Consider the following 17,177-nt stretch of genomic DNA (forward strand, 5'->3'; position numbering starts at 1 on the left):
ATCGCAGCTTATGAGAGTGCTTTAGAAGTTTATACCCGTGAAGCTTTTCCCCAAGATTGGGCGATGACGCAAAATAATCTGGGGAATGCTTACTTATACAGAATACTAGGAGAGCGAGCCAATAATCTTGAATATGCGATCGCAGCTTATGAGAGTGCTTTAGAAGTAAGAACCCGTGAAGCTTTTCCCCAACAATGGGCGACAACGCAAAATAATCTGGGGAATGCTTACAGTAACAGAATACTAGGAGAGCGAGCCAATAATCTTGAATATGCGATCGCAGCTTATAAAAGTGCTTTAGAAGTTTATACCCGTGAAGCTTTTCCCCAAGATTGGGCGATGACGCAAAATAATCTGGGGACAGCTTACGGTGACAGAATACTAGGAGAGCGAGCCAATAATCTTGAAAGTGCGATCGCAGCTTATAAGAGTGCTTTAGAAGTTTATACCCGTGAAGCTTTTCCCCAAGATTGGGCGATGACGCAAAATAATCTGGGAAATGCTTACTTATACAGAATACTAGGAGAGCGAGCCAATAATCTTGAAAATGCGATCGCAGCTTATAAAAGTGCTTTAGAAGTTTATACCCGTGAAGCTTTTCCCCAACAATGGGCGACAACGCAAAATAATCTGGGGAATGCTTACAGTGATCGAATACTAGGAGAGCGAGCCAATAATCTTGAATATGCGATCGCAGCTTATGAGAGTGCTTTAGAAGTAAGAACCCGTGAAGCTTTTCCGCAAAACCATGCAGAGACTTTATATAATCTGGGTATTCTGTATCAAGCGGAAAAACAGTACACCTCAGCTTACAACACCTTTGAATCAGCTATTGAAACAGTCGAATCTTTGCGGGGGGAAATTGTTTCCGGTGAGGAAAGCAAGCGCAAACAAGCGGAAGAGTGGAATACACTTTATCGCTGTATGGTAGAAGTGTGTTTGGCATTAAAAGAGGATACCCAAGCGGTTGAATTTATTGAACGCAGCAAAACCCGCAATTTAGTCGAACTACTATTTAATGATGAGTGCTACCCCAAAGGCGCAATTCCCGCAGAAGTCAAAAACCGACTGCAAGAGTTACAGCAAAAAATTGAAGTCGAGAAGCGACGTTTAGAAGCAGCACAGAAAAATCAAAACCAGGAAATCAATCGCAGTGAGTTACATAATTTGCGTCAACAGCGCGAACAACTGATGTCGAGAGTCATCGGTTTTCACCCCATCCGGTTTAGCGAGATTCAAAATTTGTTGGATGGCGAGACAGCAATTATCGAATGGTACATTTTTGCTGATTGTTTTCGCGCTTTCATCATCACCAGTGAGCAAGACAAACCAAAAATTTGGTCTTCCCAGGCTGAAGATTTAGAAAAGTTGAGAAAGTGGACTAGTGAATATCTCCAGCTTTACTCCAAAAAGGATAAAAACGGTAAAAATGATAAAGGTGAGTGGCGACATTATCTATATGATCAGCTAACACAACTCGCCGACCATCTACATATAAATGATATAGTCTCCCTTGTTCCCAGCAATTGCCAAAAAATCATTTTAGTTCCCCATCGTTACCTGCACCTGTTACCCCTCCATGCTTTACAGCTTGATTCCGGGGAATATTTAATAGATAAATATCCTGGTGGTGTGAGTTATGCACCCAGTTGTCAACTTTTGCGGTTTGCGAAAAATAAATCTACCCCACCCCCAACCCCTCCCCGCAAGCAGGGAGGGGTGACGCAACAAGACAATATATTCTCTGATCTCTTCGCGATTCAAAATCCTACAAGAGATTTAGAATTCACTGATATCGAAGTCGAGACAATCGCCAATACATTTCACCCACACCAAATTCTCAAACACAGCGCAGCGACAAAAGCAGCATTATTAGCAGAACAAGCAAACGCCGATAATTTCCGCAATGCTTCCTGGCTGCATTTTTCTTGTCACGGTTACTTCAATTTCAAATCTCCCTTAGAATCTGGTTTACAGTTAGCAGATACTCTGATTTCTCCCATTCCGGCTGATCTCGAACCAAGTCGCCTGTTAAAAATACGTGACGACGCGGCGATTAATTTAGATGACTCAGAACCAAATCTGACTTTAAAAAATATATTTAATTTAAGTTTCCCGAACTGTCGTCTTGTGACTATTTCTGCTTGCGAAAGTGGCTTAGTTGACTTTACAAATACCAGCGATGAATATATCGGTTTACCAAGTGGATTTATTCGCGCTGGTGCAGCCAATATAGTTAGCAGTTTATGGGCTGTTGATGATTTTTCGACAGCGATATTAATGATGAGATTTTATGAAAACTTGCAAACTCTAACTCCTAATGTTCCTTATGCGCTCAACCAAACCCAGAAATGGCTTCGCCAAGTTAGTCGAGAGGATTTAATTCTATGGATTGATAGTAAAACCGAGATGGATGCAAAGCATAAATGGAAAATTAGAAAGAGATTGCAGCAAAACTATTTACCAGAACAATTACCATTTAAACATCCGTGTTTTTGGGCGGGGTTTTGTGCAATTGGAGAATAATTTTAGTCCAATGCGCTTGGTGTTAGAGCCAAAAACTTTAACTCACATCTTGCACCAACCTTGTATCCCGCCTCAGAATTAATTCTGGAGGCTAATAGCATAAGTCCGTTAAAACGGACTCAAACATCGCCCTAGTCAGATTTATCTGACTTTAGCTATTAGCCAATAAATTTATTTATTGGCGGGATGAAAAGCTGATGCAAGATATGAGTTAAATTTTGTAGGTTGGGTTGAGGCTTTGCGAAACCCAACAAATACTTGAAAATGTTGGGTTTCCTTCGTCAACCCAACCTACAATTATCCTTAACTTAAGCGCATAGCACAGGCTACACCAACAAAAATAAAATAGGAGAATTAAATATGGAACCTGATAAATTAATTCAAGCTTTTACACAAGTGGTGGAAGAACAAGATTATGTTTTTGATCATGTAGCGGTTGAGGATATTTCAGCATTACGAAAGATTCTTGCTGATTTAAATAATCCCGAAACAGAATCCTTTGCGGAAGCAATTCGCTTGTGGTACATCAATCATGAATCTGTGAGAGATGCGGTATTAATTACGGAACGGGAAATTACGAAAGTTGAAAAAACTAATCCTGCTTCTCAGCAAAATACTTTAACGAATCAGTATCGAGTTATTGATGAGGGGTTGGAAAAGTTGGAAGATAAAAAACGGGGAGGGGAGGGAGATAAAAAATAATGATCATGATTTTGCATCTACCCTATATCTCGCTGAGAATAAATTCTCAGGCTAATAGCATAAGTCCGTTGAAACGGACTCAAAGAGTTTTCTAGTCAGATTTATCTGACTTTAGCTATTAGCCAAGAAATTTATTTATTGGCGGGTTCAAAAGTTGTTGCAAGAGATAAAATATCTTAGCTTGATTACCACTTTATTTGATGGTGCGTTAGGCTGAAGCCATAACGCACCCTACCAATACCCATTCAATTAATGATTGCAACACATCTTTGGTTCAAATTCGAGAGTTTTAGACGCGATGAATCGCGTGTGGTTTGAGTTTTAGACGCGATGAATCGCGTCTCTACAAGATGTATGATGACAAAATAATTTATGAAAATATATGCGCCTAATATTCATTTATTTGCTTTTCAACTTTATAAACCGGCAAATCTTGAGAAAATTAATCCAGATGAGCAAAATAAACTTTGGTACGGTGCAGATGCAATAGTTAAGACTATCCTGCACATAGATTTAAATCTCAGCCAGAATATCAGAGATGTTAGCAAATATTCTGATAGTCCGCGTGTGGATTTGCTCAAGGAATCAGCAGTCAAAGACGGTGATTATTCCCTAGCTTTTGAGAATAAGATTTCTGTTGATCATCAGCAAGATGTAATGATTAAAGGCTTTGCTTATCCTGGGCAATTACATGATAGTTATGGTTTGTGGCTCAATTTACGCCGTCCCGAAAAGGAAGCGGATGGTACACCAAGCGCAGATTTAGATATTAGTTTTCTCAGTAATTTAAATCCTCAGAATTGCCTTACTCTCTCGCCAAATAAACTCTTTCTCGGACAAACTTTATTAATTACGGTTTGGTTAACGGGCGCGAAAGATAAGAAATATTTGTATAAAATCGCCGAATCTTGTTTACAAGCTGTTTTTGCTGATGCTAAACAACGTCCCTCTTTTCATCGTCAGGGAGATTTATTTGGTAGTCCAATTTTTGAATATGGATTGTTTAGCGAATTAGCTAATTATCAGCATGTCCTGATTTGGATATTTGTCGATGAACAAGCAGATGAAAATCTCGGTTTAATCTATTCGGAATTATTAGATTTATTTTTCTTTCGTACTAAGGTTGTCAAAGCTTATCAAGATAGCCGAAAAACTTATAATTCATTAGATGAACAGTATAAAAATATAGAAAGACAACTTGATGATTTATCAAATCAGAAGAGTGATAATTTCAATCAAAAAGATTTAAATCAACTAACAGAAAAATTAAAATACTTAGCCGAATTAGCAGTTAAATACACTCGCTTACTACGAGATCTCGAAGATTATCAAAACACAATTGCGATTAATTCGGAAAATTATCATGACCGCTTACAACAAATTTCTAGTAAAACCCAGCAAGCTGATTTAAGCTTTTTAGAAAGTTTTTATCACAAGAATTCTGCTTTATTCCAAAAACAAATTAATTTCGATTTGGGTTATTTTAAGCACGGTACAGGATTATTAGAGCAAGTAATTTCCTCAATTCGTGGGATAGTAGAAATAGAACAAGCTAAACGCGATCGCTCGTTGGAACAAACAATCCAAATTTTCGGTGTCGCTTTGGGTGGTGGTGCGATTGTCTCTGGTGTGGTGACTCAACATATAGATAAACCCTTTGCACCGATTTCTGTAAAAAATCCACCGCATCCGATGATTTTATCTTTGTTTTGGAGTTTTGTGGCGATCGCTTTCCTGTACTGGGTGGCTAAGTTGTGGATTAAAAGAAACTAGAGGTGCAAGATATGCAACTAGAACTTGATCATGTCTTTATCTGTGTTGCTCCACAAGCACCGGAAGCAGAAGTTCTCAAAGCTTTTGGACTAAAACAAGGAAGAGGTCGCATTCATCACGGTCAGGGTAGTGCAAACGTTTGCTTTTTCTTTCACAATGCTTATTTAGAGTTACTCTGGCTGAATGATCCGAATGAAATTCAGTCTCCAGTTGTTCAACCTACAGGTTTGTGGGAACGCTGTCGTTGGAAAGAAACTCAAGCTTGTCCGTTTGGTATCTCTTTTCGTACAGCAACACTTGCTTCACAACTACCATTCCCAACCTGGGATTATCATGCACCTTTTTTACCAGAGGGAGCTGCTATCCCAATTATTACCAAACAGAACAATTTAGCAGAACCTCTGATTTTTGTTTGGACTGGGACTCAAAAACCTGCAAATTATCCACCAGACAAACGTCAACCTTTGGATCACCAACCTCCATTTAAGGAAATGACAGCAGTGCGAGTTTGTTTACCTGGAGAGCAAAACTTATCTGCTGAAGTGACAAAACTCATTGAGGAAGGATTGATCAATTTTTACTTTGGCTTTGGCGATCGCTACCAAATCGAATTAGAATTCGATCATGCCAAGGAAGGTAAACACCACAGTTTTGACTCAACACTGCCGCTAGTAATCAAATGGTAAATGTATCTATAACACTATATCTTTACCTTGCTCGGTGAAACGAACATCTTTAATTCCCCATTGGGGGTTACTTGTGAGAGTTTTACGCAAACTACCGAATAAAGCAAATTGTTCACAACTCGATAGAGAAGTGATTTGACGTTGGGAATTGGGAGTGAGTCGTAAATCTACTGTAGCGACACCATCTTTAATATTGACTCGATAACCAGAAAAGCTAAAGTCACCGTTATCCCGTTGATCTAAAATTTTACCTACCGCACCTGTCACAGGTTCTTGTGCTGGAACTGTCGTTTTTTGGGGGACGAGTTCTTGACATTGTGCATCGCTGGTGTATAGGGTGACATTTACAGTTTTATCTGTTTTATCTGTGGTAGGTGATCCACTGTTGGGTTGAACGTTAAGTCTAGCTGTACTTTGAGTTGGTGATTGTGTAGGGGTTGCAGTTGTTTGACTGTTTGGAGTTGGCGATGTTGTGATATTTAAGTTAGCTTCATCAGTAGAGTTAGAACTACAACTGCCAAGACTAACAGCGATCGCTACAAATATTACAGATAAAAAATATTTCTTGCTAGTGTCGATAATTTTGTTCATGATTTTTCGCCCTGGTCTCTTTTAGTAAATTCAGCCTGACTAGTAGGAAATCAGCATAAATTTAACAGAATAAACAGGAATTAACAAAGATATTTATCGTTTTTATTACTCTTTGATGAGTCGCGGGTGTTCAGATCCCCGACTTCTCAAAGAAGTCGCAATACGGTTCGGTTAAGGATTTTTCGTCATAATTTTGGTATGTAGAGACGCGAAATTTCGCGTCTCTACAGGGTTTAAATGTTGATCAATTTATCTTATCCGAACCGTATTGAAAGAAGTCGGGGAGCTTAGGAATGCTATAGCAAAAAACATTCACCACTAAATAATAAGTACTAAATTCTTAAAAAAAATAAATATAATCATTTGGAATCATACTTCGGGTAGAAGTGTTTATATCCAGAGGAAGTACCAGTTTAAAAAACTACTGGCTAGGGTGAAGAAGTAATCACATTTCCAGGACAAAAGGAAGTGTGTAATTGAGTGAAAGTGAGGGAAATATTTATGTTTACCATTACAGAATTGGCTCTGAAATGGTGTCCCTTGGATTTTGGATTAGTACCGATTAATTTTGCTCAGGCGGTTGTCATTCCAGAAGAAGCAACTCTTGTTTTTTCTGGGCCAAAGTTTTTGGTAGCATTCCTCGCAGGATTAATCATGGCGTTTGCTTTCCAATTACTATTAACAAACTTTTCTGTAGCTATAGGAATCTCATCGGGAGTAGATTTAAATGCTGATGAATCTGAAAGTTTGGGAGGTGCGATTCGCAAAGTAGAAGCGAAAGTTGGTTGGTGGGCGCTAATAACTGCAACGATTGCATTATTTAGTGCTTCTTTTTTAGCAGTGAAACTGAGTTTTATCAGTAGTGCATTTTTGGGAGCGATTATTGGTGTAGTCATTTGGTCTGCTTATTTTTCAATATTAATGTGGCTCGGTTCAAATGCGGTTGGTTCTTTAATTGGTTCTGTGATCAATACTGTGAATTCTGGTTTACAAGGACTGATGGGTGTAGCAGGTACTGCTATTGGTTCTAACGTGGCAAAAAACCAGATGGTTGCAACTGCGGAAGATATTACAGCTGCTGTCCGTCGAGAATTAACATCAGGTTTTGATCCTGACAGCATCCGCAATACATTACAAACTTCTTTAGCAACTGTACAATTACCACAATTAAATCTCAAAGAAATTCGTGAGCAATTTGACAAGCTGCTACGTGATTCGGATTTACAATCTGTTGCTAATAGTGATTTACTACAAAATATCAATCGTCAGAGTTTTGTCGATTTAATCAGTAACCGCACAGATTTTTCTAAAGCAGATATAAATCAAATTGCAGACCAATTCCAAGCAGCTTGGGAGCAAGTTTTAAATCGCAGAAATCCCACACAACAGGTAATTAATTTACTTAAACAAGCAAGTCCTGAAGAATTGAAATCTGAAAAATTGGGTGAACGACTTCAGGAATTGGTAACAGCAGGTGGAGGTGATGGAAAACAAAGTAATGGTTTAATCAAGCAAGCTATTCAATATGGCTTAACTGCTGCTGTACCTGCTGTGATCAACAGGGTAGATTTTTCCCAAATAGATGTGGATAAAATCAGCCATCAACTGGAAGATTTAAAAGATAAAGTTCAAGAAGTTGATGTTGAGAAAATTACTTCCCAATTAAAACAACTCAGAGATCAAGCAAACGAACAAATAGCTCAAAGATTACCAGGACTACCTTACAATACTATTAAGGCAGATGTAGAAGATTACATTTTGTATTCTTTACCCTGGCATTTCAATCGCATTACGATCGCAGATGAATTCAAAGATGTCATCTATGATCTAAATGCAGATCCTGGAACAGTCCGCCGTGAATTAGAGGAAATTAATCTAGAATATCTGACTAGCTTGCTTTCAAGACGCGATGATATTAGTGAAGCAAGAATTAAGGAAATTTCGGAACAACTGGAAAATATTCGCCAGGAAGTTTTAGAAACAGTCCGTCAAGCAGAACTACGGGAAAAATCCCAGGATGTGCGTACGCGCATTGAAAATTATCTGCGTTCTACGAGTAAAGAAGAACTAAATTCAGAAGCTATTGAGCGAGATTTTACAACGCTGTTGGCAGATCCAGAAGCTGATTTTGAAGAATTAAGTCAGCGCCTTTCCCCATTTAATCGTGATACATTAGTACAGCTACTCCAGCAACGTGAAGATATTAGTGAAGAGGAAGCAAATAATATTGTAGATCAACTCGAAAGTACTCGCGATCGCGTTTTGAATCGAGCTACAGAACTACAAGAACAAGCAAGAACCCAAGCTGATCAACTGCGACAAAGGGTAGAAGAGTATCTGCGAAACACCAACAAAGAGGAACTCAACCCAGAAGGTATCAAGCGCGATTTTAGAACGCTGTTGGAAGATCCGCAAGCCGGAATTTCGGCTTTACGGTCAAGATTATCGCAATTTGACCGCGATACACTAGTAAAATTACTGAGTCAACGGCAAGATTTGAGTGAACAGCAAGTTAATCAAATCTTGGATAATTTGGAACAAGTACGGGATAATATCCTGCAAGCACCGCAAAAATTAGCTGACCAAGCAAAAGAACAATACGCACAAACAGCAACAGCGATCGCCCAATATCTTCGCAATACTAATTTGGAAGAACTCAACCCAGAAAGTATCCAGCGAGATTTAGAAAAATTACTCGAACATCCCCAAGAGGGTGCTTTGGCTTTACGCGATCGCTTCTCGCAGGTAGATCGAGAAACTTTGGTCAAATTGCTGACTCAGCGAGGAGACTTGAGTGAAGAAGATGTGAATCGTATTATCGATCAGGTACAACAAACCATTGGTAATATTATCAGAGCGCCACGCCGCTTGGCAAGCCGCACTACTAAACAAGTTCTAGATTTTGAAGCCAATCTCGAAAACTATTTGCGGAACACTAATAAAGAAGAACTCAACCCAGAGGGTATCAAACGAGATTTACAATTATTGCTGCAAGATCCCCGCACAGGAGTTGGGAGTTTGAGCGATCGCCTAGCCAAATTCGACCGTTCGACACTTGTAGCGCTACTATCCCAACGTGAGGATATTTCAGAAACTGAAGCTAACCAAATTGTCGATCAAATCGAATCTGTTCGCAACTCGCTAGTCGAACAATACCAGCAACTCCAGCAAAGATTGCAATCGGTGATTGATGGAATTTTTGCTAGAGTCCGCAACTATCTTAATTCCCTGGATCGTCCCGAACTAAATTATGAAGCGATTCAGCAAGACTTTGCCAAATTGTTTGATGATCCTCAAGTGGGGTTGGAAGCGTTACGCGATCGCCTCAGTCAATTTGATCGTGATACCCTAGTTGCAATCCTCAGTTCTCGTGAGGATATTTCCCCAGAACAAGCTAATCAGATTATCGACCGCATCGAAGCGACAAGAGATAGCATCCTCCAGCGTGCTGAACGTATCCAACAAGAAGTTAATAAACGTCTTGCTACACTCAAAGAACAAACCAAAAAGCAAGCAACAGAAACGAGAAAAGCTGTAGCAGATGCAGCATGGTGGTTATTTAATACTGCTTTTACTTCCCTAGTTGCTTCTGCGATCGCTGGTGCTTTAGCAGTCACTCAATTTTAGATTTTGGATTTTGGATTGATCTTATTGTTCAGCTCCCCGACTTCTTTAAGAAGTCGGGGAGCTATGACATCTCTACTCAAAAATTTTACCTATGACGAGAACCACCGTTACGGCGTTGTTTGTGTCTTGCAATAGCTTTGCGCTTTTCTTTTTCTAATGGAGTCTCGAAGTGACGCTTTTTCCTCATATCTTGGAATATACCAGCTCTGGAAACTTGGCGCTTGAATCGTCGTAAGGCTGATTCAATCCCTTCATTTTCTCCCAATACTACTTGCGTCATTCTGATTACTCCTCGTATGGGTAGATATTGTACATCAAAAAAGAAAAAACATTCCAGCAGAGTTGAGCAATTTTTTTTGACCTGCTGGAGACTCTAAATTTTAAAATTTTTTATATAAGTATTAGTAACGGCGATTGTTGCGGCCAGTATTACCCCAATTTCCACCACCAGAAGAATAACTTCTTGGACCGCTTTTTTCTGGACGAGGTCTAGCTTTGTTAACTTTTAAATCTCTTCCCATCCATTCAGCACCATCTAATGCTTCAATCGCACGCTCTTCTTCTTCATCTGATTGCATTTCGACAAAAGCAAAACCACGCAGACGTCCGGTTTCACGATCTGTAGGTAGCTGGACTTTCTTAACTGTACCATATTCTGCAAAAACTTCCCTCAAGTCTTCTTCCTTAACCTGATAGGATAAGTTACCGATATAAATAGACATAGGGCATCTCCCAAATCATTTGCTATATAGAGTTAGATTCGGAGAGACACTTCTTCAAAATCAAAACGAAATTCTCAGCCGAAAATAAATCCTGTTACTGGGAGTATAACAAAAAAATTCTATGGTCACATTGCCGAATAAACGAACGTACATCGGCAGAAAAGCTAGATTGGCTTAAGTTAATTTAAGCATATTTATGTGACTTCGGGAAAGGTTTGGTGAGAATTAAGTTTTATACAAGAACGCAAAGATGTAAAAAATATTAGATCAAAGGTCTCATCTTGCTGTTAACATTATCGAAGCTATTGATCTTTTGGCAAAAATATTTATTTGGCTCTGTTCAAAGAAGTTTCACATCAGCGCCACATTTGTGCAACAAAAACTTCACAATGGGTATCTAGATTGGAAGTAGCTTTTAGAAATACTTCCTACGAAAAATGTTACAAGAACCACGCGATCGCGACAATTTATCAAACAACTTTTCCTTGGATTCATCCACCGAAAAACCTCGTCGAATCACACCTTGGCGCAGAGCAGCTGTAAATTTATCGCTAGTATTGCTCGGTTCTGGAATGACCCTTGCTGGCGGATATGTAGCCAATAACCATCAGCAGATGTCCAAGGATGCAAGTAATTTGGCAGTAACTCCAGCGAATGCTGCTCTACCCCTACCAGCAAGCAACGATCCAAACTTTGTCACAAATGTTGTTCAAAAAGTAGGCCCCGCAGTAGTGCGAATTGATTCTGCCAGAACCGTAAGAACTCGCATACCAGAGGAATTTAACGATCCCTTTTTCCGGCGCTTTTTCGGCGGACAACTACCATCATCACCACAACAAAGAGTCGAACGTGGCACTGGTTCAGGTTTTATTATTAGTGGTGATGGTCGCATCCTCACCAATGCTCACGTCGTTGATGGTGCAGATACGGTAAAAGTCTCACTCACAGATGGACGTAGCTTTGACGGAAAGGTATTGGGTAAAGACGAATTGACCGACATCGCAGTTGTTAAAATTCAAGCCAATAATCTGCCAACCTTAACAATGGGCAATTCTGAGCAATTACAACCAGGACAATTAGCGATCGCGATCGGTAATCCCTTGGGATTAGATAATACCGTCACCACAGGAATTATCAGTGCCACCGGACGAAACAGCAGTTTAATCGGTGCTAGTGATAAACGAGTAGACTATATTCAAACAGACGCAGCAATTAACCCTGGGAACTCTGGTGGTCCCTTGTTAAATGATCGTGGTCAAGTAATTGGTATGAATACAGCGATTATTCAAGGAGCGCAAGGAATCGGATTTGCCATTCCCATCAACACAGCTCAACGCATCGCCGATCAACTCATCACCACAGGAAAAGCCCAACATCCTTATTTAGGAATTCAAATGATCGGATTGACACCAGAGTTAAAGCAGAGTCTCAACTCAGACCCCAACAATAATTTAACCGTCAATGAAGATCAAGGTGTACTAGTTGTGAAAGTTATACCTAATTCACCAGCAGCAAAAGCAGGTATACGTGCTGGCGATGTAATTCAAAAACTCAACGGTAAAACTGTCAAAAATCCTAGCAATATCCAAAAAGCAGTAGATGATAGCCAAATCGGTGGAAACTTAAGCATAGAATTACGCCGTCAAGGTCAAACCGTTAATTTAGCCGTACAACCAGGTGCATTTCCCACTGCGATGAATTAATTAAATTTAACGTAGGATCAATCCTTTCAAGGTGTAAACTGGGAAAATGAAAATTTCTTTTCTTGGTGTCTTGGCGTCTTGGTGAGTCCACTTGCCGTCTTGGCGGTTCCCGTCACGTAGACGCGCCAGCGGCTTCTCGTAAGAGTAGGCAAGGTGGCGAACCCGTAGACGCAAAGCGGCTTCTCTTAGAGTAGGGTGGTGAAAAAAGAATATTTGAAACACCAAGACACCAGGACACAAAGAGGAAATACAGCTTTTTCGCTGAGGTAATGCTTCTGTTTCTATCCACCTTGAAAGGTTTATAAACTGACTTACTTAAGGTAGGGGTGCTAGATTATATAAAACACTAATCCAAATGCAGAGATCGCAACCAGCACAGGAACCGCAGTGCTAAATTCAAAGTGTCTTGTTTTGAAGGTTTGTAAACAGTGCATGGGAATTACCAGCGGCCAGGAGAAAATAGCGATCGCCAACATGACTAAAGATAAGAATTTATCTTCGGGGGAATTAGCAGGATGACGTAAATGAAATCTTAACCAGTTCACTGAAAAGTAGCAGGTCATCAATAGGTAGCTAATAACCAAAGCTAATTGAACCTTGTTCATTTCAGATTCTCCTTTATTTATCTTAAAGTCAGCGAAATAAAATTTATTAATTACAGATAGGATTTATATTCTTCGTTCCCCGTTCCCCGTTCCCCGTTCCCTCTGAAAATAGTTTAATTGCCGTTAATTAAAAGTTAGAAAAAATACTGTTATCTTTATCACTTATATTCTAAATTAAAATTTTCTTCGTAGATAAATGTTAATAGAGTTACTCAAATAGATAAATCAGTACTTGTACTGAATTTTGATTTCTATAGATTTTGATTAGAAATGATACTACAGATATCACTATAGAATTGTCAAATATTATGTATAGGTAAAATACTTTTGGATGGGTGGGAGTATGGTATTAGTTAGTAAATCAACCAAGATCAAGTATTTGTCAGACCAAGATTAATGTATGAAAATTTTTAAAAATACAAACATAGTTAACCAGAGATTTGATGTATGTTTTAAGGAATACTACAAATTATCAAGATAGGGACTCAGATTTTTGTAAAAAGTTGAACTTAATATTATATAGTCTTCGATTTAATTTCAACAGGAATTGTTATTTATAACTACTGATTTACCGATTGATAGTAAAAATTTAGTCTAAAATCAGCAATTACTAAGATAATTGTATTTAAAGCTTTGTTAATCTCTGATTTTATTTGAAATACTCAATTTTACTGTGACACAATTACGATAGTTTTTACAAGTTGACAGAGTAGTCATTTAGCTTTCTATTGTGATTGAGCAAAAAAGTTATTTCATAGCAATCTTTAGTAATCATTTCCTCCTCTTTCCCTATCAAAAAAGTAATATCACGGTTGTCTGTTTTGTCATTAGTTATTCATGCTCTCTAGAAATTTTTAAAATGTTGCATATAAGTTTCATTTCAGTTTCATTTAAGTATCTCAATAGCATAATATAAGTAACCAGGGCTATAATAATTCTATATGATTTGTAAGAATTGCAAAGCTCAGATCCTTGACTTTTATTAAAAGTGCTGCATCTTGTCTCTACTAAATAGTCGGTTTTAAACCGACTTTTGCTATTAGCCTCAGAATTGATTATGAAGCGGTCTATATAAGCATGAAATAGTCCCTTCAAAACCCTAGTATTTGATGCCAAGCTGTACTACTAAAGTTCTTGATATTCTCAAGTCATAGCAGAATGTTGCATATGAGTTGCATTTAAGTATCTCAATCGTATAATATACATAACAATCAACTTGATAGGATAAGACTTCAAAGCCTCATGATATCAACTATATTCTTCCTCTTTTTATGTCCTAGGTCTCTATGATATTAAGTGTTAGATATAGTTGCATAAAAGTTGCATATATCTTGCTATTTAGCATATAATATGCTTATCTATCTAACTTGATGAAACAAAAAAAGAATCATAAAAAGCTAAATTTTGCAAGATTAAATCAGAAAAATAAAAATAAATATATCAAATAAATTACATAGAAAATTCTGAATAAAAATCTCTCTTAGTGTAGTTGTGCAATGAAGATAAATTTAAAATTTAATCATAAAAGCCATAATATTTATATTCAATAAAACAAATTTATATTGCTGTTGAGATAAGAAGAGCAGATAAATCCATAAATAATAAATTATTAGCTTGAAACAGCTTGTTTTTCTAGTTTTATTTGATTTCTGTTTTATATAAATAAATAATATCAACTAAGTAAAAACCCTAAATAATATTGAAATTAGAATTGACGAAAATTACTTATTTTTGTCATGGAAATACTTATTGATTTCATCAATGCTTTATTTGAAATATAAAATGTTGATAATTGTTTAGTATAAATTAAGAATATTGTTTTTTTAGCAAAGCTCTGATTTCGAGAAATAATTTTAAACAGTTTAGATAAAAATTGAATTATCATATAAAAATTAGTTTACGTGCGATCGCTTATATTAAATATAACTTTGTGATTGCAATTGATGAAAAGCTTTTGTATATATACTTTTTGTGAAAGCAAAGTAGAAATTTCCAATAAATTTGATTTCAGGTTTGATCAAAAACAATACAAGCTATTTAGACAAAAACACGAGACTCAAAAAAATCGTGGTTCCAATAAGCAGCCAAAGATTTTTATGGTAGTCTTGAAAAGTGTTGATAAATTATTTATATTCCTATAGCAACACATCAAAGACTTAAACATTGCCTACTTTTTGCAAAATAGTTTTCACTATCTACCTTCAGAGTGTGGTGTCTTTAATGTCTACCTAAGTTTTATGCTGCTGACTTAGAATTATTCAAGTTGGCAGTTAATCAAGCCTTGATACCATGAACTTTAATTGATGAATCATCCTTTTTGACAACAGAGGATGCAATTTCAACACATCAAATTAAAGTTTTTGCCTATCACTTATCATTAGATCTCTTGCATGAATACAAAACTTACCCTCATCCCCCAGCCTCTTCTGGTCAATTTTGACCAGAAGGGAAGCTACCCTCACCCTAACCCTCTCCCAAACATGGGAGATGGCAAAGATTCATGCAAGAAGTCTATTTTATCTCCAAAATTTAAAATTTAATGAAATAATCATTTTTTAGCTGGGTTGAGATCGTTTTTACTAATTTAAACCCTTTAAATGTCAATATCTGTGAAGCCTCTGGAGATAAATTGCAGGTAAAAAATGCTGCGAAATTTAAATTTTTTATAAATAACAAACATACAAACTTTGTAATTTCAGATTAGACAAACATTCAGCTATTGATGCAATTTAGCATTTGTTAATTTCCAATTTAGTTGGAGAGTATTAATCAATGAATCTACTGGTAGCACTTGAACATCGCTTTGAGAGGACGCCAGATGGGAAGGTGTGGACACTAACTATGTTTCCATATTCATTCTGGATACGTTATTTAGAAGTATTCGACCACGTGCGTGTGGTAGCCTGCGTAAGGGAAGTTTCATCGGTTCCAACTGGATGGAAACGCGCTGATGGCGAGGGAGTTTCATTTGTAGCTGTACCTTATTATGTAGGCCCAGTGCAGTATCTTTGGCGGATACGACAAGTTCAGCAAGCGATCGCTAATGCGTTGACTCTTAATGATGCTGTCATTCTACGTGTTTCCTCCCAAATGGCCAATCATTTTCTACCTATTTTACGTCGAAATCACTATCCTTACGGTGTCGAAGTTGTTGCCGATCCTTGCGATGCTTTTACCTCTGGTTCAGTTAGACATCTTTTAAAACGCTTTTTGTGTTGGTTGTTTTCCCCTCAGTTACGACGACTTTGTACTGAAGCTTGTGCAGCAGCTTATCTCACTGAACGTACGCTACAACATCGGTATCCACCAGGAATAAAGACTTTTTCAACTTACTTTTCAGATGTTGAACTCCCTAATTCCGCCTTTGTCTGTTTACCTCGCATTCTGACGCCAGCAAAAGATTTTGTGAGCCTCATCTATGTAGGCACAATGGATCAACTTTATAAGGCTCCTGACGTACTGATTGAAGCTGTTGCTAGATGCATCTGGGAGGGACTAAACCTAAAATTGGTCTTAATTGGGGATGGGAAGCATCGACCAGAATTGGAAACAAAAGCTGCGGTTCTGGGTGTGGGAGAGTATGTTAATTTTCTGGGTTGGTTACCTGCTCCTAATGATGTACATACTCAGTTAGATAAAGCAGATCTTTTTATTTTACCATCCCATCAAGAAGGTTTACCTAGAACAATGGTTGAGGCAATGGCCAGAGGACTTCCCTGCATCGGATCTACAGTAGGGGCTATTCCTGAATTGCTTTTGTGTGAAGATTTGGTACCACCCGGAGATGTAATTGCTTTAGCACGTAAAATTCGTGAGGTGGTAACTGATCCACAACGCATGGCTCGGATGTCAGTTCGTAACTTGCAAAAGGCAAAAAAATACATAGATAAAAGATTACGCGAGCAACGAATTGAGTTCTACTGCTACATCCGAGAAACAACCCAGGTTTGGCTGAATGAACAAAAACAAGAGTATTGGCAAGCACTAGATCAGCTGGAAAATAGAGCTTATTCAACGCGATCGCATTGGTAAATTAATTGATTGCTCATGGTATCAGTCGTGGCTTCCAGCCTGAGAATCAAAAAGACTTGGGGCTTTTAATCTCCAAGTCTTTCTTTTGCTGTTATGGCATTTCACGTTAATCGCGATACACATAAATTTTGTACCAGACGCGATATATCGCGTCTCTACGGGTCTGTATTTGTATCAGATTTTTTGTGAAATCGTATTAAAACAGGATTT

11 protein-coding genes are annotated in these 17,177 nt (G+C 38.0%); 7 read left to right on the plus strand and 4 right to left on the minus strand.

Features of this window, described 5'->3' with window-relative positions:
- The 4 genes from B4U84_RS03660 to B4U84_RS03675 all read left to right on the plus strand — a co-directional run.
- Positions 1-2,526, plus strand: a 2,526-nt coding sequence (locus tag B4U84_RS03660; protein ID WP_131118702.1) for a CHAT domain-containing protein, incomplete at its 5' end; no start/stop codon positions are given.
- A gap of 360 nt (positions 2,527-2,886) precedes the next feature.
- Positions 2,887-3,228 carry a hypothetical protein gene (locus B4U84_RS03665; RefSeq protein ID WP_131115601.1) on the plus strand — a complete coding sequence of 114 codons (342 nt, stop codon included), beginning with the start codon at positions 2,887-2,889 and terminating at the stop codon, positions 3,226-3,228.
- 372 nt (positions 3,229-3,600) lie between these two features.
- Positions 3,601-5,001 (plus strand): hypothetical protein, encoded by a 1,401-nt coding sequence (locus B4U84_RS03670; protein ID WP_131115603.1) that lies wholly within the window; start codon positions 3,601-3,603, stop codon positions 4,999-5,001.
- A gap of 11 nt (positions 5,002-5,012) precedes the next feature.
- Positions 5,013-5,687 (plus strand): VOC family protein, encoded by a 675-nt coding sequence (locus tag B4U84_RS03675; protein WP_131115605.1) that lies wholly within the window; start codon positions 5,013-5,015, stop codon positions 5,685-5,687.
- A gap of 6 nt (positions 5,688-5,693) precedes the next feature.
- Here B4U84_RS03675 and B4U84_RS03680 read toward each other — a convergent pair whose 3' ends face one another.
- Positions 5,694-6,278, minus strand: coding sequence for a RodZ family helix-turn-helix domain-containing protein (locus tag B4U84_RS03680; RefSeq protein WP_131115607.1), 585 nt, complete (start codon positions 6,276-6,278; stop codon positions 5,694-5,696).
- 501 nt (positions 6,279-6,779) lie between these two features.
- Between B4U84_RS03680 and B4U84_RS03685 the strand changes: the two genes are divergently transcribed.
- Positions 6,780-9,905 carry an MFS transporter gene (locus B4U84_RS03685; protein ID WP_131115609.1) on the plus strand — a complete coding sequence of 1,042 codons (3,126 nt, stop codon included), beginning with the start codon at positions 6,780-6,782 and terminating at the stop codon, positions 9,903-9,905.
- 85 nt (positions 9,906-9,990) lie between these two features.
- Here B4U84_RS03685 and rpsU read toward each other — a convergent pair whose 3' ends face one another.
- Positions 9,991-10,185 carry a 30S ribosomal protein S21 gene (gene rpsU, locus B4U84_RS03690; RefSeq protein WP_017309722.1) on the minus strand — a complete coding sequence of 65 codons (195 nt, stop codon included), beginning with the start codon at positions 10,183-10,185 and terminating at the stop codon, positions 9,991-9,993.
- A gap of 121 nt (positions 10,186-10,306) precedes the next feature.
- Positions 10,307-10,627 carry an RNA-binding regulator gene (gene rbp, locus B4U84_RS03695; protein WP_017309721.1) on the minus strand — a complete coding sequence of 107 codons (321 nt, stop codon included), beginning with the start codon at positions 10,625-10,627 and terminating at the stop codon, positions 10,307-10,309.
- 437 nt (positions 10,628-11,064) lie between these two features.
- Between rbp and B4U84_RS03700 the strand changes: the two genes are divergently transcribed.
- Positions 11,065-12,330, plus strand: a complete 1,266-nt coding sequence (locus B4U84_RS03700; protein WP_131115610.1) for an HhoA/HhoB/HtrA family serine endopeptidase — start codon at positions 11,065-11,067, stop codon at positions 12,328-12,330.
- A 329-nt stretch (positions 12,331-12,659) separates the two neighbouring features.
- On the opposite strand, the gene B4U84_RS03705 is transcribed toward B4U84_RS03700, so the two are convergent.
- Positions 12,660-12,935: a hypothetical protein gene (locus tag B4U84_RS03705; protein ID WP_017309719.1), complete on the minus strand. Its 276-nt coding sequence runs from the start codon at positions 12,933-12,935 to the stop codon at positions 12,660-12,662.
- Positions 12,936-15,707: 2,772 nt separating this feature from the next.
- On the opposite strand from B4U84_RS03705, the gene B4U84_RS03710 reads away from it, so the two are divergent.
- A complete protein-coding gene (locus tag B4U84_RS03710) occupies positions 15,708-16,967 on the plus strand; it encodes a glycosyltransferase family 4 protein (protein ID WP_131115612.1) in 1,260 nt (419 codons plus the stop codon).
- Positions 16,968-17,177: the final 210 nt, after the last annotated feature.

Origin of the sequence: Westiellopsis prolifica IICB1, assembly GCF_004323185.1 — a bacterium.
In the GTDB taxonomy this organism is placed as follows: Bacteria; Cyanobacteriota; Cyanobacteriia; order Cyanobacteriales; family Nostocaceae; genus Pelatocladus; species Pelatocladus prolificus_A.